General features: G+C 72.0%; 13 protein-coding genes. 5 read left to right on the forward strand and 8 right to left on the reverse strand.

From position 1 onward, the window contains the following. Positions 1–172: 172 nt before the first annotated feature. Both MED01_RS02505 and MED01_RS02510 read left to right on the forward strand, forming a co-directional pair. Entirely contained in the window at positions 173–1,825 is a 1,653-nt protein-coding gene (locus tag MED01_RS02505; RefSeq protein ID WP_238666921.1) for a glycoside hydrolase family 10-like protein, read from the forward strand. A gap of 178 nt (positions 1,826–2,003) precedes the next feature. Continuing rightward, the gene (locus MED01_RS02510) at positions 2,004–2,540 is read left to right on the forward strand and encodes a phospholipase (protein WP_238666922.1); all 537 of its coding nucleotides are present in this window, start codon (positions 2,004–2,006) and stop codon (positions 2,538–2,540) included. Between the two features lie 200 nt (positions 2,541–2,740). Here the strand turns inward: MED01_RS02510 and MED01_RS02515 are convergent, their stop codons facing one another. Further along, positions 2,741–5,581, reverse strand: a complete 2,841-nt coding sequence (locus tag MED01_RS02515) for an ATP-binding protein (protein ID WP_238666923.1) — start codon at positions 5,579–5,581, stop codon at positions 2,741–2,743. Positions 5,582–5,733: 152 nt separating this feature from the next. Beyond that, positions 5,734–5,949 (reverse strand): FmdB family zinc ribbon protein, encoded by a 216-nt coding sequence (locus MED01_RS02520; protein ID WP_238666924.1) that lies wholly within the window; start codon positions 5,947–5,949, stop codon positions 5,734–5,736. Positions 5,950–5,985: 36 nt separating this feature from the next. Between MED01_RS02520 and MED01_RS02525 the strand changes: the two genes are divergently transcribed. The 3 genes from MED01_RS02525 (at position 5,986) to MED01_RS02535 (ending at position 12,014) form a co-directional block, all read left to right on the forward strand. Further along, positions 5,986–7,530: a lytic transglycosylase domain-containing protein gene (locus MED01_RS02525; protein ID WP_238666925.1), complete on the forward strand. Its 1,545-nt coding sequence runs from the start codon at positions 5,986–5,988 to the stop codon at positions 7,528–7,530. 72 nt (positions 7,531–7,602) lie between these two features. Then, positions 7,603–8,619 (forward strand): GNAT family N-acetyltransferase, encoded by a 1,017-nt coding sequence (locus tag MED01_RS02530; protein WP_238667158.1) that lies wholly within the window; start codon positions 7,603–7,605, stop codon positions 8,617–8,619. Positions 8,620–8,711: 92 nt separating this feature from the next. After that, positions 8,712–12,014, forward strand: coding sequence for a lamin tail domain-containing protein (locus MED01_RS02535; RefSeq protein WP_238666926.1), 3,303 nt, complete (start codon positions 8,712–8,714; stop codon positions 12,012–12,014). A gap of 86 nt (positions 12,015–12,100) precedes the next feature. Here MED01_RS02535 and MED01_RS02540 read toward each other — a convergent pair whose 3' ends face one another. From MED01_RS02540 to MED01_RS02565, 6 genes are all read right to left on the reverse strand, one after another. Next, entirely contained in the window at positions 12,101–12,604 is a 504-nt protein-coding gene (locus MED01_RS02540; RefSeq protein ID WP_238666927.1) for a helix-turn-helix domain-containing protein, read from the reverse strand. A gap of 243 nt (positions 12,605–12,847) precedes the next feature. Continuing rightward, on the reverse strand, positions 12,848–13,831 hold the full coding sequence (gene hemB / locus MED01_RS02545; RefSeq protein WP_196919917.1) for a porphobilinogen synthase: 984 nt from the start codon (positions 13,829–13,831) through the stop codon (positions 12,848–12,850). A gap of 20 nt (positions 13,832–13,851) precedes the next feature. Further along, the gene (locus MED01_RS02550) at positions 13,852–15,432 is read right to left on the reverse strand and encodes a bifunctional uroporphyrinogen-III C-methyltransferase/uroporphyrinogen-III synthase (protein ID WP_112584249.1); all 1,581 of its coding nucleotides are present in this window, start codon (positions 15,430–15,432) and stop codon (positions 13,852–13,854) included. Further along, positions 15,429–16,397 carry a hydroxymethylbilane synthase gene (hemC, locus tag MED01_RS02555; RefSeq protein ID WP_238666928.1) on the reverse strand — a complete coding sequence of 323 codons (969 nt, stop codon included), beginning with the start codon at positions 16,395–16,397 and terminating at the stop codon, positions 15,429–15,431. Before hemC ends, MED01_RS02550 begins: the two co-directional genes overlap by 4 nt. Continuing rightward, a complete protein-coding gene (locus MED01_RS02560; RefSeq protein ID WP_238666929.1) occupies positions 16,394–17,791 on the reverse strand; it encodes a glutamyl-tRNA reductase in 1,398 nt (465 codons plus the stop codon). Before MED01_RS02560 ends, hemC begins: the two co-directional genes overlap by 4 nt. Further along, positions 17,788–18,558, reverse strand: coding sequence for a redox-sensing transcriptional repressor Rex (locus MED01_RS02565; protein WP_238666930.1), 771 nt, complete (start codon positions 18,556–18,558; stop codon positions 17,788–17,790). Before MED01_RS02565 ends, MED01_RS02560 begins: the two co-directional genes overlap by 4 nt. Between the last annotated feature and the right edge of the window lie 332 nt (positions 18,559–18,890).

Here is an 18,890-nt window from a genome sequence, read left to right on the forward strand (position 1 = left end):
CCGTGGCGGCCGGTGACCGGCGTTGCTACCCACCGGCACGATTGGTCAACCACGAACCCTTGCGGCGATGGCCAGACTGTGAAAATTTCCTACCAGCAACGCGGACATCGACGGCGAATCTTGCCGCGCACCGCGCGAAACATCCGGGAGCCCCAACGAAGGGACACACCGCATGAAAGCCACCCGACTCGGAGTCGCCGGGCTGGTCGCAGCCCTGCTCGGCACGTTCGTCAGCGCCACCCCCGCGAGCGCCGCACCCAGCGCGGCCGACACCACCACCTGCGCCACCGACCCGGCCACCCCGAAACGGCAGTTCCGGGCCATGTGGATCTCCTCGGTGGTCAACATCGACTGGCCCAGCAAGGCGTCCCAGACCAACCCGGACCGGATCGCGGCCCAGCAGGCCGAGTACCGCGAGCTGCTCGACCTGGCCGGGCGACTGCACCACAACGCCGTCGTGGTGCAGGTCCGGCCCACCGCTGACGCGCTCTGGCCCTCGCCGTACGAGCCCTGGTCGGAATACCTGACCGGGGTACGCGGCCAGGACCCGGGCTGGGACCCACTGGCCTTCCTGGTCGACGAGTCGCACAAGCGGAACCTGGAGTTCCACGCCTGGTTCAACCCGTACCGCGTCTCCATGCCCGCACCGGGCGGTGCCGGCGCCGACCCGAGCCAGCTCGCCCCCGGCCACCCGGCTCAGCAGCACCCCGACTGGACCATCGCCTACCCACCGGCCGGGGTGGCCGGCAGTCGGCTCTACTACAACCCCGGAATCCCCGAGGTCCGCGAGTTCGTCCAGACCGCCATGATGGATGCCGTCAAGCGGTACGACATCGACGGCGTCCACTTCGACGACTATTTCTACCCCTACCCCAGCGGTACCTACCAGGTGCCTGACGATGCGACCTTCGCGGCAAACAACCGGGGCTTCACCGACCGGGCCGACTGGCGGCGGGACAACATCAACCTGCTGATCCAGGAGATGAACGGCAAGATCAAGGCGGCGAAGCCGTGGGTGAAGTTCGGCGTCAGCCCGTTCGGCATCTGGCGCAACAAGACCGCCGACCCGCTCGGTTCGGACACCACCGGCAGCCAGTCGTACGACATCATCTCCGCCGACACCCGCAAGTGGATCAAGCAGGAGTGGATCGACTACGTGGTGCCGCAGCTCTACTGGTACATCGGCCAGTACCCGGCCGCCGACTACGCACGGCTCGTGCCGTGGTGGGCCGAGACGGTGCGCGGCACCCGCGTGCAGCTCTACATCGGCCAGGCCGACTACAAGAGCGGCGACCCGGCGTACGGGCCGTACTGGCAGAACCCACGTGAGCTGTCCGACCACCTGACGCTCAACCGGTCGTACCCGGAGGTGCAGGGCAACGTGCACTTCTCCGCGGTGCAGGTGCGGGCCAACCGGCTCGGCGCCACCGACATCTACGCGGCCGCGCACTACTCCCGCCCGGCGCTGGTGCCGGCGATGCCCCACCTGCCGGCCCGGCCGCTGCTCTTCCCCGTGGTCACCAAGGCGACCAGGCAGGCCGACGGGGTCCGGCTCACCTGGCGGCAGCCCGCCGACGGCGTCGGCCCGCTCGGCACCGCCACCTCGTACGCGATCTACCGCTTCGACGGCACCACGCTGCCCGGCCCGTGCGCCACCGCCGACGCCGCGCACCTGGTCGACACCGTCCGGGCCACGCCCGGCACCGTCCAGTCCTGGGTGGACACCTCGGCCGAGCCCGGTCGGCGCTACACCTACCAGCTGACCGCGGTGGACCGGTCGGCCAACGAGAGCCCTACCAGCCCGCCGGTATTCGTCAGGCGCTGACCGCCTCGCTGAATGCCCCGGACGCCTCGTGCGTCCGGGGCATTCGTCTGTTTCAACGTATGTCACCAATAGTTGGCGATGCGCATACCGCCTAGTTGATCAGCTGATCGACACTCATCGACATCCGGTAACCCGCCGGTAACTTCCGTCCCACCCGCACACCCCGCGGAGGTCACCCGTGCCCCGACGTCTCGCCACCCTCATCGCCTCGGGCGCGTTAGCGCTGCTCGCCACCCTCGCCATCGCCTCCCCCGCCGCCGCCGTCACCCCCGCCCAACGGCTCTCCGTGCTGTCCAGCTGGACCCAGACCAGCGCCTCCAGCTACAACTCGTGGAACAGCGCCCGGGTCAACCGGGCCCCCTGGGCCGAGTACAACTTCAACTGGTCCACCGACTACTGCTCATCCAGCCCGGACAACCCGCTCGGCTTCACCTTCAACCTGGGCTGCTACCGCCACGACTTCGGCTACCGCAACTACAAGGCGGTCGGCCAGTTCCCGGCAAACAAGTCCCGCCTCGACAGCGCCTTCTACGCGGACCTGAAGCGCGTCTGCACCACGTACAACTCGGTCGTCCGACCGGCCTGCTACAGCCTGGCCTGGACCTACTACCAGGCGGTCAGCATTTTCGGTTCGGTGGCGGCCGTCCAGCAGGCCGACATCGACCGCGCCGCCCGAATGAAGGCCCAAGCCGAAGCCAACGCCGCAACCCACTAACCCCCCCAGGCCCTCCACCCCGACCCCCGGCCCCGCACCACCACGCCCACGCCCACGCCACGCCCCAGCCCGCCCGCCCCACGCGATCTTGCACTTTCGGTTGCCGGTTTGCCGCTTTGGCACCGTTATCTCACCGCAGAAAGTGCAAGATCGCTGGGGCAGGGGGGCCGGGGCGGGGCGGGCTGGGGCGGGGTAGGGGGTTAGGCGCGTTCGGTTCGGGTGGCGGGGTGGCGGTCGGGGTCGGCGGGACGGCGGGGGGTTGGTTGGGACAGGCCGGTGCTGAAGCGGGTCGAGTCCGCCGCCAGGTCCGGGTGTTCCACGTCGAGTGCCAGCGCCGCGGCCTCATCCAGCCCAAGCTCCACACCCTCGCCGTACGCGTCGTCGAAGGCCGCGTCGCCCAGCACCGCGCGCAACTCCCCCTGCTGCTCCGCCCAGTAACCGCCGAAGATGCCCGGGGTGGCACGCATGCTCGCCCTGGTGGCCTGCGCGGCCCCGAACAGGCGGGCGGCCGTCAACCGCTCTCCGCCGATCGCGCAACGCACCGCTACCGCGTTCAAGGTGTCGCACGCCCGGCCGTGGTAGCCGTGGCCCATCCGGGAGCGCAGCGCCACCAGCAGATGCTCGTGTGCGGCGATCACGTCGCCGCGGGCCAGCGCGACCATGCCGAGCAGCATGTCCACCGAACGCCGGCCCCGCTCCACGGGTCGGGCCGCCTCCACTGGACGCACCGCGCCCAGCAGCTCGGCAGCCTCCTCCAGGGCCCCCCGCCGCCAGAGCAGCTCGGCCAGGCTGAAGACCGCGAACAGCGCCTCGCCGACCACGTCCTGCCCGTGCGCCCAGTCGATGACCTCCCGGCACACCCGCTCGGCCTCGACGAACTGCCCCATGTCGACAAGCGGCGCGGCCCTGCCGGCGAGCACCCGGGCCAGCAACCCGGCGTCGCCGGCCTGCCGAGCCGCTGCCTCCGCCCGCTGGGAGTAGCGCAGCTCCTCGGCGAACTCGCCGTCGGCGCTGGCATGCAGCGAATGCATGTGGTACGCCGCCGCCATCTCCGCCTCCGGGATCCGCTCCCCCGTCTCCGCGATGCGTCCGTACAGCCGGAACAGCCACAGCCGCCCCTCGCGGGCCAGGCCCCGCTCCAGCCACCACTGGTCCAGGCCGCCCGCCAGGCCGAGGCCGGCACGGGCGCTGCCGCCGGTGGCGCACCAGCGCAGCGCGGCGCGCAGCTCCCCGGCCAGTGGATCGAGGGCATACAACGACAGCGTCACCGGTCGGCCGTCCTGGCCCAGGTGGGCCCGGTCCAACGCGTGCGCCGACCAGGCCACGTGCCGGTCCCGAGCGGCCTGCTCCTCGCCCGCCTCGGCCAACCGCCGCGCCGCGTACGCGCGGATGGGGTCGAGCATCCGGTAGGTGCTGCCGGCGGCACGCGGTTCGGCCAACACCATCGACTTGTCCACCAGGACCGAGAGCGGGTCCAGCGGATCGTCACCCAGCAGCCACTCCACCGTCGCCAGGTCCACCGGGCCGGCGAAGACCGCCAGCCACCGCAGCAGGCGGGCGGCCCGGGGCCCCAGCGTCCGGTAGGACCAGGTGACGGTGGCCTGCATGGTCAGATGCCGTTCGGTGGCCGAGCGCTGCACCGCCCGGCTCGCCGGGGTGGGCGGTGACGCCCCGGCCGCCGCGGCGACCAGGTCCACGGTGTCCTGCTGGTTGCCGGACCAGCCCCGCTCCACCGGTGTCGGATCCGGGTCCTGCCGGCCGGCGTCCAGGGTGCCGAGGACATCGTCCAGCCGCTCGGCGAGCTGGCCGACGGAGAGCACCCGTAGCCGGGCGGCGGCCAACTCGATGGCGAGTGGCAGGCCGTCCAACCGCTGCACCACCCGGCGCAGGTCGGCGGACTCGGCCGGGTCCGGCTGCCGACCACCACGCGCGGCCGCTGTACGGTCCAGCAGCAGCGCCACCGCGTCGCTCTCCGCGCCGTCCGCGCGCCGGTCGACCGAGAGCGGCGGAATCCGCCACACCACCTCGCCGGGCAGGCTGAATGACTCACGACTGGTGGCCAGCACCCGTACGCCACTCCCACCGGACAGCAGACGCGCGATCACCTCGGCGCAGGCCGCCGGTTGGGTGTCGCAGGTGTCCAGTACGACAAACATCCGACGGCCTGCCGCGTACTCGACGAGGGTGTCCAGCATCGGCCGACCGGGCTCGGGACGCAGGCCGAGCACGGCGGCGATGGCGAACGCCACCAGCCCCGGGTCGGTCACCGAGGCGATGTCGACGAACCAGACCCCGTCCGGGTACGCCTCGACAACTCCGCTGGCCAACTCCACAGCGAGCCGGGTCTTGCCCGCGCCGCCAGCGCCCAGCACGGTGACCAGGCGGTGTTGACGCACCAGCAGGCCCAGCTCGATGCGCTCGGCCTGCCGGCCGACGAACGAGGTCACCTGGGTGGGCAGGTTGTGCGCCACCGCGTCGGCGGTGCGGGGCCGGGGGAACTGCCGCTCCAGACCCGGGGCGACAAGTTGGAACAGTCGTTCCCGGTCGTCGAAGCCGCGTAGTCGATGCAGGCCCAGGTCGAGCAGGGTCGCACCCGGCGGCATCGGCTCGGCCCGACGTGCGGTGGACGCCGTGCAGAGCACCTGCCCGCCGTGCGCGGCGGCCGCCACCCGGGCAGCCCGGTGCACCTCGGGGCTGGCGTACTCGCCGTCGCGTGGCTCCGCATAGCCGGTGTGCAGGCCCATCCGCACCCGGGGCGCGGCCTCAGGGGTGGGCCAGTCGTGGCTGGACAGTGCCCGCTGGGCGGTCAGGCACGCGGTCATCGCCGCGGTCGCTTCCTCGAAGGCCAGGAAGAACGAGTCGCCCTCGGTCAGCAGCTCCGCGCCGCCCGTGCTGGCCAGCGTGCGGCGCAGCAGGCGTCGATGCTCAGCGAGCACCGGGCGGTAGTCAGGGCCGAGCAGCTGAGCCAGCCGGGTCGAGCCCTCAATATCGGTAAATACGAAGGTCACCCAACCGCTCGGGAGCTGGATCCGTGGCGACATGCGAGGAACCTCCGCCCGTGACGTCGGGTTCATGCTGCCTGAGTCCGAACGATCACACATCGTGAGAACGGCCGGGCAAGTGCCGCCTCAACGTGCCACTCGGGCCCGCTCCCGGCAAGGCCGGCCCACCAGGCGGCGGCGAACTGGCCCGATCAGCAGCCGCAGGCGCCGCCGCAGCAGCCACCAGCGGCGGGTGCCGGGGCGCCACCGGCACCGCCACTGCGACCGGTGACCGCGACGGCGGACAGAAGCTTGACCGTGTCGGCGTGTCCCTGAGGGCAGCTGGCCGGCTCACCGGCCGCCGCCATCGAACGGTTGACCTCGAAGGTGTCGCCGCAGGCGCGGCAACGGAACTCGTACCGGGGCATGCACCCAGGGTACGTGGATCTGACGGTTCGCGGAGCATGGGTGATACTCGACAGGTGGTGGACGGCGAGGACGACACGCGTGTGCAACCGTTACGACCGGCCGCGCCGTTGGACGGGCCGCTCGAAGGCTCCGGGGCCGCGCCCGACCTGGCGCGCAATGTGCCCCGCCCCCGCCGCCCCTGGCTGAGCGGGCGTTCCGCAGGCGCGCCGAGCACGCCGCCGGCCGCCACGCCACCGGCCGCCACGCCACCGGCCGCCACGCCGGCTCCGCCAGCGGCGAAGCCCACCGCAGCCGACGCCGCCGGGTCCGATCCGGACGCGCGCGCCACCGGCACGAAGATCCCTGCCGAATCTGTCCCGACCGCAGGCCCCGCAGCCGCTTCCCAGGCCGAGGCAGCCAAGGCCGAGACCGCAAAAGCCGACGACGCGAAAGCCGACGACGCGAAAGCCGGGGACGCGAAAGCCGAGACCGCGAAGGCCGGGGATGCGAAGGCGGACGGCAGCGCCAGTGGCCCGGCCGCGCCGAAGACGGCCGGCGCGTCGAGCGCCGACACGCCAACTGACGAAGCGAACGCCGGTGCCGCGGGTCCAGCGAAGACCACTGTGGATGAGATCCCGGTCGTGCCGGCGTCCGACCCGGCCCGCCGGCGCCGGGTGCAGTTCGCCCATGCGGTACGTCTGCCGCCGCGCCGGGCAGCAGCCGCGGCGGCCCAGGCGACCCGCGCCTGGGCACGTCGGCCGAGTGGTCGGCTGACAGTGCCCGGCGTCTTCCTGCTGGCGTTGGTGGCCGCGACCGGGGCGGCGGGAGCACTGCTGGTGCCAGCCGCGATCCGCTCGCCGCGCCCGGTCGCTGTCGACGCTTCGGCCACGCCGAGCGGGGTCGCCGCGCCGGGGGTGCCGTCCGGCCTGCCGACCAGCCCGCTGCCCACCGGGCCGCTGCCGACCCTTCCGCTGCCCACCGGCGGGTTGCCCGGCAACGGGCTGCCGACGGGGTCGGTGATCGGTGGCCGACCGTCGGACGCCCTGGCCGGCTGGGCGCAGCAGGTCGGTGCCAAGGTCGGAATCCCGGCGGTCGCCATGCAGGCGTACGGCTACGCCGAGCTGGTGCTCGCCCAGACCAACCGCAGCTGTGCGCTGAGCTGGACCACGCTGGCCGCGATCGGAAAGGTCGAATCGGATCACGGCTCGACCAACGGGGCGCGGTTGGGGCAGGACGGCAAGGCGGTGCCCAACATCTTCGGCCTGCCGCTGGACGGGAAGGAGGGTCGGATGCGGATCATCGACACCGACCGTGGGGCGCTCGACGGGAACGCCACCCTCGACCGCGCCATCGGCCCGATGCAGTTCATCCCGAGCACCTGGCAGGAGATCGGCGCGGACGCGGACAACGACGGCCGCAAGGACCCGCACGACCTGGACGACGCCGCCCTGGCAGCGGGCAATTACCTCTGCAAGGGCGGTCGAAACCTGAGCATTGCGGGCGACTGGTGGAACGCGATCCTCTCCTACAACGACGTACGGCGGTACGCCCAGGACGTCTACGACACCGCGAACCGGTACGGACGGGCCAGTCGGCCATGAAGTGATCGTCTCGATACCTTGGAGGTCTGGACACTTCCCCCGGGCCTCTGTTAGCGGCAAGCTAGACGGGTGATGGTGCGCGAGTGGGACCCCAGGACCGCGTCGTCCGCCGAGATCGCGTCGCTGTTGGCCACGCTGAACGCGGTCCTGGCGGCCGATCTGCCGCAGGACCCGCCCTGGCGGGAGACTTCGCTGCGGGAATACCTCGCCGAGGTGATGCCCGGCGAGCGGCGGATCTCCTGGATCGCCCAGGCCGAGCCGACCGCCCCGGGTGCCACGGGCGCGGTGCTCGGCCAGGTGCACGTACTCCTTCTGGGTGACATCGGTGTGCTCGAGGTGCTTGTGCACCCGTCCGCGCGGCGCACCGGGCTCGGCCGTGACCTGGTGCTACGTGCCGCGCGCCGCGTCTACCAGGAGGGCTTCCGGTCGATCGGGGTCGAGGTCGTCGGCGACACGCCCGCCATCGGGTTCTACGAGTCGCTCGGTTTCAACCGGGAGTACGTGGAGACGCGCAGCGTGCTCGACCTGACCGCTGTGGACTGGGCCGAGCTGGCCGAGATGGCCACCGGCATCGGTTCGGGCTACCAGCTGGAGTTCTTCCCCGGCGGGCCGCCGGACGACCTGATCGAGGCGTACGCGCGGGCCAAGGCCGAGGTGCGCGACGTCGACGACGGTGAGCTGCGCCCCAGTTCCTACGACCCGGAGCGGCTGCGGGACAGCCTCGACACGCTGCACCGGCGGGGCATGAAGCCGTACATCGTGCTCGCCCGGCACGAGCAGAGCGGCGAGGTGGGCGGTCTGACCGAGGTGGTGGTGCCGGCGCAGCACCCGACCCGCGCCGACCAGTACGACACGATTGTCGCGCAGGATCACCGGGGCTACGGCATCGATCGGGCGATCAAGGCCCGGATGCTGCTGGAGTTGCGTTCCGCCGAGCCGGAGCTGATCGAGGTGCAGACCTGGAACGCGCAGGCCAACGAGGCGATGTTGAAGGTCAACGCGGAGCTGGGCTACCGCCCCGACCGGGACTGGTGCGAATACAGCGTCGATGTCGCTGAGCTGGTGCACCGCCTCGATCCGCCGCGCTGAGGAATTCACGAAACTGTCCATTAGGGGATGGACGGTGGACAGTCGCGCACCTTAACGTGCGTTGACCCCCATCCACCCATCGTGGAGGCCCTATGCGCCCGCGCCGCTCAATCGCCGCGCTCGCGACCGCCACCGCCGCCGTGACAGTCACGGCGCTCGGCGTCGCACCCACCGCGGCCAGCGCCGCGCCCACCGACCTGTTCATCTCGGAGTACGTCGAGGGTTCGTCGAACAACAAGGCGATCGAGCTGTTCAACGGCACTGGCACCGCCGTCGACCTGGCGGCCGGTGGCTACCAGTTGCAGCTCTACTTCAACGGCGCCACCACTGCCACCACTATCGCCCTGACCGGCAGCGTGGCGGCCGGCGACGCGTTCGTGTTCGCCAGCGCATCGGCCGGGGCCGCCATCCTCGCCCAGGCCGACCAGACGACCGGGGCGAGCCTCTTCAACGGTGACGACGCGATAGTGCTGCGCCGGGGCACCACGGTGCTCGACTCGATCGGCCAGGTGGGCGTCGACCCGGGCACCGAGTGGGGTGCCGGCGTGACCAGCACCGCGGACAACACGATGCGCCGGCTGCCGAACGTGACGGCCGGTGACACCGACCCGTCCGACGCGTTCGACCCCGCCGCCCAGTGGGCCGGTTTCCCCGTCGACACGTTCGACGGGCTGGGCGCGCACTCGGTGGACGGAGGTGGCCCGGTCGACGTGCCGGCCACGCTGACCTGTGGTGGGGCGCTGGTCACCTCCGCCGGCACGGCCGCGGGCCGGGAGGTGACCGCCGCTGACCCCGACGACACGATCGTCGACCTGGCGGTGACCGCGATCAGCCCGACCCCGACCTCCGGCTCGATCACCCGTACCGCGTTCAGCCCCGCCGACGCGGTGGGCGGCACCGCCCGCGCCACGGTCGGCGTGAGCGCCGACCTCGCCGCCGGGGCGTACACCGTCACCCTCACCGCGACCGACGCCGGCGGTGGCACCGCGAGCTGCGCGTTGGTCGTGCAGGTGACCCGGGAGCTGACCGTCGGTGAGGTGCAGGGTCCGACCACCGACGCCGAGTCCGGTCCGGGCGACAGGTCACCGCTCGCACCGGCGAGCGGCAACGGCACGAGCAGCACGATGTACGACGTACGCGGCGTGATCACCCAGTTGACGGTGGCACGTACCTCGGCGGGGGCGGAGCAGCACGGCTTCTTCCTGCAGAGCCGCGTTGGTGACACCGACGGCGACCCGACCAGCTCCGACGGCATCTTCGTGTTCATGGGCACGTTCACCTCGCTGATCGGCGGTTACGTGCCGACTGTCGGCGACGAGGTGGTGCTGCGGGCCCGGGTGTCGGAGTACTACAACTTCACCCAGCTCTCCGGCGCGTCGCTGGTCCGCCGGATCGGCGGTGGGCTGGTCGTGGACACCGCGGTCGCGGTCACCGACGCGCTGCCGCCGGCCGTGCTGACCGACGCGCAGCGCTTCTGGGAGCGGCACGAGGGCTCCCGGATGCGGGTACGCGCGGGCAGCGGCGCGGTGAGCGGCCGGGACGTCTTCTCCTCCACTGCCGACGCGGAGCTGTGGGTGGTCGACCGCGACGACCCGCTGCTGGACCGCGCCGACCCGTACTCTCGGCGGGTCTTCCGTGATTCGCACCCACTGGACAACGACCCGACCCGCCGCTTCGACGACGGCAACGGCCAGCGGACGCTGCTCGGCAGCATGGGCGTGAAGGCCACCGCCGGGGACAGCGCCGCGCTGCTCCCGCCGGCGCACACCTTCGACACGCTGCGGGCGGACGCGGTGGGCGGGGTCTACTACTCGTTCGAGAAGTACGGCGTCCAGGTCGAGCGGGCGGAGTTCGCCGCCGGGGCCGACCCGTCGAAGAACAACCCGCCCAAGCCGGCCGACCGGTCGCAGGAGGTGGCAGTGGCCACCTACAACGTGGAGAACCTGTACGACTACCGCGACGACCCGTTCGACGGCTGCGACTTCGCCGGTAACGCCGGCTGCGTGGGCGTCGCCCCGCCGTTCGACTACGTCCCGGGCAGCGAGGCGGAATACCGCGAGCAACTTGCCGCGCTGGCCGACCAGATCGTCAAGGACCTGCACGCACCGGACCTGATCCTGGTGCAGGAGGCCGAGGACCAGGACATCTGCACGGTCTCCGGGGCGGCTCTGAGCTGCGGCGACACCAACAACGCCGATGGCGCTCCGGACAGCATCCAGGAGTTGGCGCTCACGGTCGCGGCGGCCGGCGGGCCCGCGTACGCCACCGCCTATGACCGGACCGGCGCGGACGCCCGCGGTATCACCGCAGCGTTCCTGTACCGCACGGACCGGGTGTCGCTGGCGGCAGCGACGGCGGCGGACCCCCTGCTGGGGTCGGCGCCGACCGTTCAGTATCGGGCTGCGGGGTTGCCGGCCAACGCGGACGTGCAGAACCCGAAGGCCCTCAACGCGGTGTTGCCGGCGGATGTGGACACCTCGACCGGTCGGGACGGGAGCAACGTCTTCACCCGCGCTCCGCAGTTGGGCAAGTTCAGCGTGGCCGCGGCGCCCGGCTCGACCGAGCGGTTCACCCTGTACGCCCTCAGCAACCACTACTCCTCGGGTCCGGACAGCCGGGTCGGGCAGCGGCGGGAGCAGGCGCGTTACGGTGCGGCGATCGTCACCGCGATCGAGGCGGCCGACCAGACCGCCCGAGTGGTCTACGGCGGGGACCTGAACGTGTTCCCCCGCCCGGACGATCCGTTGCCCTTTGGGCACCAGGAACTCAGCGCGACCGGTGACCAGCCCACGCCGTCGGACCAGCTCGCCCCGCTCTACGAGGCGGGCCTGCACAACCTGTGGGACAACCTCGTCGCGGACGTGCCGGCCTCGGCCTACTCGTACAGCTTCGAGGGGCAGGCGCAGACACTCGACCACCTGTTCGTCAACGACGCGTTCTACGGCGACCTGGTGCAGGTGCGGGCGGCGCACATCAACGCCGACTGGCCGGCGGAGTTCGCCGGTGACGGGTCGCGGGGTTCCAGTGACCACGACCCGCAGGTGGCCCGGTTCCGGTCCCGGGCGTCGTTGACATTGCCCGACACGGCGGTGGCCGAGGGCAACCAGGGCACCAGGCAGCTCACCTTCACCGCCACCGTCTCTCGGCCGCTGTCCCAGTCGGTGCTGCTCTGCGCCGCCACCGTCGGCCTCACGGCGCAGGCAGGCTCGGACTTCGACCCGTACGCCGGCTGCAAGGTGTTGGCCGCCGGGCAGACGTCGGTGACGTTCCCGGTGTCCGTACGCGGTGACCGCAGGCGGGAGGCGGACGAGAAGTTGACGCTGCTGGTGGCCGGCGTACCCGGCCTGCGGCTGGCTGACCCACTCGCGACCGGAACGATCACCAACGACGACTGAACCGCCGGGCGCCGTCAGCGGTCCGCCGTCCAGGTTTCTTCGGACGGCGGACCGCTCGTCGTCTACCCAGCCCTGTGCTCGCAGAGTCAGTAGTAGTCGTGCACCATCGGTGGGGGTGGCACGTCGCGGTGCTGCGCCACCCGCACTTCCCATTGGCTGCGTCGCCGTCGCGCCTCGCGGTCAGCGGAACTGCGGTGGTAGGTCTCCGGAGGCCGGGCCAGCCCGTAGATGTCCCCCCACCACTCCCCCTGCTCCGGGTCGAGAATGGTGTCGAGGTGCGAGGGATAGCGGCGGCCCGCGCCGTCGTGAACGTCCTCGCGGTCGGCCATCGGATGAACGAGCCTGCCCTCCTGGTCCACCACGGTCAGATAGAGCCCGGCCGCACCGAGCAAGCGCTCGAGCACGGCCAGGCTCGGTGTCAGGCTGCCAGCCTCAACCTTCCCCACCGTGGAGGGCGAGACCTTTGCGAACCGGGCCATCTGGCGTTGGCTCAGCCCTTTGATGCGGCGGGCGCGACGAACCAGGCCGGCGATGGGGAACCGACCGACGGTGGGACCGGGGGGCGTAGGAGGATCGAGCGCCGAAGCCATGCGACAACGATTACCGCCCCGAACGTCAGACTCAATCCCTGTGGAAAACCCTGTGGACAACTGAAGGGAGTCAGGGACCGGGTGCAAACCACGTCACCTTTGCTCTGCTTCATCGGACGCAACACAGCGGAGCTCTGAATGTTGCCTCTGTGGAAGCAGAGCAAAGGTGACGTGACAGGTGACGGTGTTGCCGGGCGGCAGGCGAAGCGCAGGGTACTGCGGTTTGGCCAAGAGCGGCGACCGTCAGTAGCGCTGGCGGAGCAGGCCGGCGGCCTCGACGGCCCAGTAGGTGAGGATGACCTGCGCGCCGGCCCGCTTGATCGAGGTGAGCGTCTCCAGCATCACCCGCTCCCGGTCGATCCAGCCGTTCGCGGCGGCCGCCTCGACCATCGCGTACTCGCCGGAGACCTGGTAGGCGGCGACCGGGACGTCCACCGCGGCCCGCACCGCCGACACCACGTCGAGGTAGGGCAGCGCCGGCTTGACCATCACCAGGTCGGCGCCCTCGGCTACGTCCAACGCGACCTCGCGCAGCGACTCACGCAGATTGGCCGGGTCCTGCTGGTAGGTGCGCCGGTCGCCCTCCAGCGCCGACTCCACCGCCTCCCGGAACGGACCGTAGAAGGCGGAGGCGTACTTCACCGCGTAGGCCAGCACGGAGACGTCCTGGTAGCCGGCGGCGTCGAGGGCCCGGCGTACCACGCCGACCTGGCCGTCCATCATCCCGGACGGCCCGACCATGCCGACCCCGGCGGCGGCCTGGGCCACCGCCATCTCGGCGTACGCGGCCAGGGTCGAGTCGTTGTCGACCTCGCCGTCGGGGGTGAGCAGCCCACAGTGCCCGTGCGAGGTGAACTCGTCGAGGCACAGGTCGCTCATCACCACCGTGGCGTCGCCCACCTCGGCCACCACGTCGCGGATGGCGACGTTGAGGATGCCGTTCGGGTCGATGCCGCCGGAGCCGGTCGGGTCCCGCTGCTCCGGCACGCCGAAGAGCATGATCCCGCCGACACCGGCCTGGACCGCCTCGACGGCCGCCTTGCGCAGCGAGTCCCGGGAGTGCTGGAGCACCCCCGGGAGCGACCCGATGGCGCGGGGCTCGGTCAGCCCCTCCTTGACGAACATCGGCACGACCAGCTCGGCCGGGTCGACCCGGGTCTCGGACACCAGCCGGCGGACCGCCGGGTTGCGGCGCAGCCGGCGGGGCCGGATCTCGGGGTACGACATGGCAGGCCCTCCTCGAACGACTACCGGAAGCGCAGAGCGGTCGGGCCCTGCACCTTCGAGCCACGGCGCTGCTTGGCCGGCATGGCGGCCAGCTTCTCCCGCAGCTCGACGGCGTAGGCGGCGAGCGCCTCCACCAGGTCGGGCACCGAGGCGTGCGGCGGCTGGACGTCGACGCGCAGGCCGAACTCCGTAGCGGTCTCCGCCGTCTTGGGCCCAATGACGGCAACAACGGTCCGGGCGTGCGGCTTCCCGGCGATGCCGACCAGGTTGCGCACCGTGGACGACGAGGTGAAGAGCACCGCGTCGAACCCGCCCGACTTGATCGCGTCGCGGATCTCGGCGGGCGGCGGAGCGGCCCGCACCGTCCGGTACGCGGTCACGTCGTCGACCTCCCAGCCGCGCTCGGTGAGCCCGGCGGCAAGCGTCTCGGTGGCGATGTCGGCGCGCGGCAGCAGCACCCGGCCCACCGGGTCGAGGATCTCGTCGTGCGGCGAGAACTCGGCCAGCAGGCCCTCCGAGGACTGCTCCCCGGCGGGGATCAGCTCCGGCTGGATGCCGAACGCGCGGACCGCGTCCGCTGTCGCCTCACCGATGCAGGCGATCTTGACGCCGCCGAAGTGCCGGGCGTCGAGGCCGTGCTCGGCGAACTTCTCCCACACCGCGCGGACAGCGTTGACCGACGTGAAGATCACCCAGGCGTACCGGCCGTCGACCAGGCCCTTGACCGCCCGCTCCATCTGCGCCGGGGTGCGCGGCGGCTCGACCGCGATGGTCGGCACCTCGCACGGGATCGCCCCGTACGCGCGCAGCCGGGCGCTCATCGCGCCGGCCTGCTCCTTGGTCCGGGGTACGAGCACCTTCCAGCCGTACAGCGGGCGGTTCTCCCACCAGCTCAGCTTGTCGCGCTGCCCCACGCCGACACCGACGGTGAGCACCACCCGGCCGGTGAAACCGAGCGCGGCGGCCACGAAGCTGTCCACCGTCGACGTGGTCGTGTACTGGGTCTCGCCGGTGCCGTCGCCGGTCACCCCGACGCCGGTGGTGCCGTCGACCCCGGCGGCGAGCAGGCCGTCCCGGACGGCGGCGAGGTCACCGGCGTCCACTGCGAGCGCCAGCGAACCCCTGCCGACGGCAGTGGCCAACGCCTCGAAGTCCAGCGCGCTGACGTCCTCGACGTCGGCGGCCGTACGCACACCCGGCAGCGGGACTCCGGCGTAGGTGGCCACACCCTCGGCCTGGCCGACGCCGGGCACCACCTCGAAGTGGGCGGCGGTGCGGGCCACCGCCTGCACCTCCTTGACCACCGAGTCGTGGCCGAACGGGTCACCGGCGACCAGGTGCACCGCGTTGAGCCCGGAGCGGGCCGCGGAGATCAGCACCTTCGCCACGTCCCCCGGCGCGCCCTCGGCCGGGGTGAACTCGGCATCGTCCCTGGCCTCGGCGCGAACGACGGTGAGCAACGACTCCGGGACTCCCCGGTCGTAGATCACCTGGTCGGCGTCGACCAGGGCGTCGTGGGCCCGACGGGTCAGCAGGCCCGGGTCACCGGGGCCAGCCCCGACGAACGCGATACGGCCGACGGGCTTACGGGTGCGGGTCATTCTGTGCTCCCAAATTGCTGGGTCCCCGGGCCGGTGTGTCCTTCGTGGCCGAGGATCGAGTCGGCGCCGAGGTCGAGGAGTTCGGCGGCGAGTGCCTTACCGATCTCCGCCGCGTCGGCGGGCGTTCCGGTGCGGGACAGCCGGAGGTCACGAGTGCCGTCCGGGCTGATCACCGCCCCGCGCAGGTAGATCTCATCGCCGGTCTCGCCTTCGGCGAGCTCGGCATAGGCGGCGACGGGTGCGCTGCACCCGGCCTCCAGGGTTGCCAGAAACGCACGTTCCGCGGTGACCGCGGCACGTGACGGTGCGTGGTCGAGCACGGCGAGCAGCTCGACCAGGTCCTGGTCGTCGACCCGGCACTCCACTGCCAACGCACCCTGAGCGGGAGCGGGCAGCATGAGCATCGGGTCCAGCGATTCGGTGATCACGTCGAGCCGGCCGAGTCGGGCCAGACCGGCCCGGGCCAGGACGACGGCGTCGAGGTCGGCCTCGGTGCCGAGCACCCGGCCCAGGCGGGTGTCGACGTTGCCGCGGATCGGGGTGACCTCCAGTTGCAGGCCGAGGGCGTGCAACTGGGCGATCCGACGCAGCGCGCCGGTGCCCACGGTGGCCCCGGGCGGCAACTCGGCGAGCGTCCGGCCGTCGCGGGCCACCAACGCGTCGCGCGGGTCCTGCCGGGCCGGAACCGCCGCGATGTGCAGCCCACCGGCGGCGGCCGTGGGCAGATCCTTGTACGAGTGCACAGCGAAGTCAATCGTCCCGGCGGTCAGCGCGTCGCGCAGGGCGGAGACGAACACCCCGACGCCCAGCCGGTGCACCGGAGCGTTGGAGCGGTCGCCTGCGGTGACCACCTCGACCAGCTCGACGGGGCGACCGGTGGCGGCGGTCACCGCCTCGGCGACCTGGCCGGACTGGGCCATCGCCAGGGCGCTGCCCCGGGTGCCGAGGCGCAGGGGGGCGGTCATCGCGCACCTCCGGTGGGTGGGGTGGGCTCGGCGGCGTCGGCTCCGGACACCGCGTCGGTGCCGGGGAACGCCATGCCGAGGTCGGGGGTCAGCACGTCCGGGACGGTGTCCACCGGCGAGGTCTGCGGCACCTCGAGGTCGAACAGCTCGCGCAGCAGTGCCGCGTACTGGTCGCCGCCGGGCTCCGCGGCCAACTGGCGGACCTTGACGGTGGGCTGGTGCAGCAGCCGCTGCACGACCCGGTGCACGGTGCGGGCCACCTCGGCCCGCAGGTCGTCGCCAAGGTCGGGGCGGCGCTGGGCCAGTCGGCGCAGCTCGGCGGTGACCACGTCGTCGGCCCGGCCGCGCAGCGCGGCCACTGTCGGTGCCACGTCGGCACCACGCAGCCAGGTGAGGAAGCCCTCCACCTCGCCGAGGACGATGCGTTCGACGGCTGCGGCGTCGGCAGCGGCCGGACCGTCGGCGAGCAGCGCCGCCATCCGGTCGATGTCGATCACCTCGACGCCGGGCAGCTCGGCGACGCCCTCCTCGACGTCGCGCGGTACGGCCAGGTCGAGCAGGACCAGTGGGCCCCGGGACATGTCACGTTCGGCCAGCGCCGCGGTGACCACCGACCGGGTGAGGACCGGTTCGGTGGACGCGGTGGCGGCCACTACGATGTCCACTGTGGAGAGGGTGTCGGCCAGCTCGGTCATCGGCGCGGCAGTCGCCCCGTACGACTCGGCGAGCCGGACGGCCCGGTCGGCGCCCCGGTTGCTGACGGTGAGCGGCCCGGCGCCCAGCCGGGACAGCGTGGCCACTCCGAGCGAACCCATCGCACCGGCGCCGACCACCAGGGCCGGGTGGCCGACGAGGTCGCCGTCGAGGTGCCCGGCGGCCAGTTTCAGGGCGGCGGTGACGACGCTCTGGCCGGCCCGGTCGATGCCGGTCTCGGCGTGGGCGCGCTTACCGACCCGCAGCGCCTGCTGCATCAGCTCGTGCAGCAGCCGGCCGGCCGAGTCGGCGCCGGTGGCCCAGTGGTACGCGTCACGCAGCTGGCCGAGGATCTGCGCCTCGCCCACAACCATCGAGTCCAGACCGGTGGCGACCCGGAAGACGTGGTCCACGGCCGCGGTGTCGTAGTGCACGTACAGGTGGCTGGCGAGCGCTGTCGGCGAGCTGCCGGCCTGCTCGGCCAGCACGGCGCAGACGTCGCCGAGCCCGCCGTGGAAACCGGACACGGCGGCGTAGACCTCCACCCGGTTGCAGGTGGAGACGATCACCGCCTCGGCCACGTACGGCTGGGCGACCAGGCGGTCCAGTGTGCGGGTGAGGTCGGCGGGGGGCACGGCCAGCTGCTCCAGCGTGGCGACCGGGGCGGTCCGGTAGGACGCGCCGACGACGAGCAGTTTCACGTGCCTATCGCCTCCTGGGTGTCGGTGGCCGCGAACCCGCCCGGCAGGGCGGTGAAAGCGGTCCCGCCGGTGGCGGGCAGCGCGGTCAGCGACGCCTTGCGGTGCTCGTGGAAGGACAGAATCTGCAGCTCGATGGCGAGGTCGACCTTGCGCACGTCGACCCCCTCCGGAACCGAGAGTACGCACGGCGCGAAGTTGAGGATGCTCGTCACGCCGACGGCGACCAGTTGGTCGGCGACCTGCTGGGCGGCGGCGGCCGGGGTGGCGATCACGCCGATCGCGAGGGACTCCTCCGCGGCGACCGTCGGCAGATCGTCAACATGCCTGACCACCAGGCCGTTGATCTCCTCACCGACCCGGGAGGGATCGGCGTCGAGCAGTGCGGCGATCCGGAAGCCACGGCTGGCGAAGCCGTCGTACCCGGCCAGAGCGTGACCGAGATTACCCACGCCGACCAGGGCGACCGCCCGGCGCTGGGTGAGCCCGAGCACATACTCGATCTGCTCGATCAGCAGCGCGACGTCGTAGCCGACGCCCCGGGTGCCGTACGAGCCGAGGTGGGAGAGGTCCTTGCGGAGCTTGGCGGAGTTGACCCCGGCGGCGGCGGAGAGACCTTCGCTGGAGACCGTCTCGTGCCCGGCGTCGGCGAGGTTGTGCAGCGCGCGCAGGTACTCCGGGAGCCGAGCGACGGTCGCCTCGGGCAGATCCGGGAGCGTCGGTACGGCACCGGCGCGGCCGGGCGCGCCTGGGTGACGGTGCTGACTCATGAGACTCCGTGCGGTGCGATCCTCGGCCAACTCCGCTGGTCGGCCGTTTGTGGACTCCCGCTGGCGACCGAGGTTGCCGGCTGTGCTAGCAGGGCGCGTCGGAGTCACAGCGTAGGCGCTTGTGAAGACGTGCACAAATCGCGATCTTGTCGCTGCGTGGCGCGACGTCACCAGCCCCTCCATTCCGCAAGATCGATTGAACGGCCTGGTCCGCTCACCGCCCGGGCGATTATTGCTCAATCCCGACTTCTCTGACCAATCCCGCGCCGGCCCTGTCCAGGGGTCGTCCCGGCGGTGGTAGGGGCAGCACTACGGAGGAGAGGCGGGGTTTC

The organism is Micromonospora alfalfae, from assembly GCF_022230925.1.
Lineage (GTDB): Bacteria > Actinomycetota > Actinomycetes > Mycobacteriales > Micromonosporaceae > Micromonospora > Micromonospora alfalfae.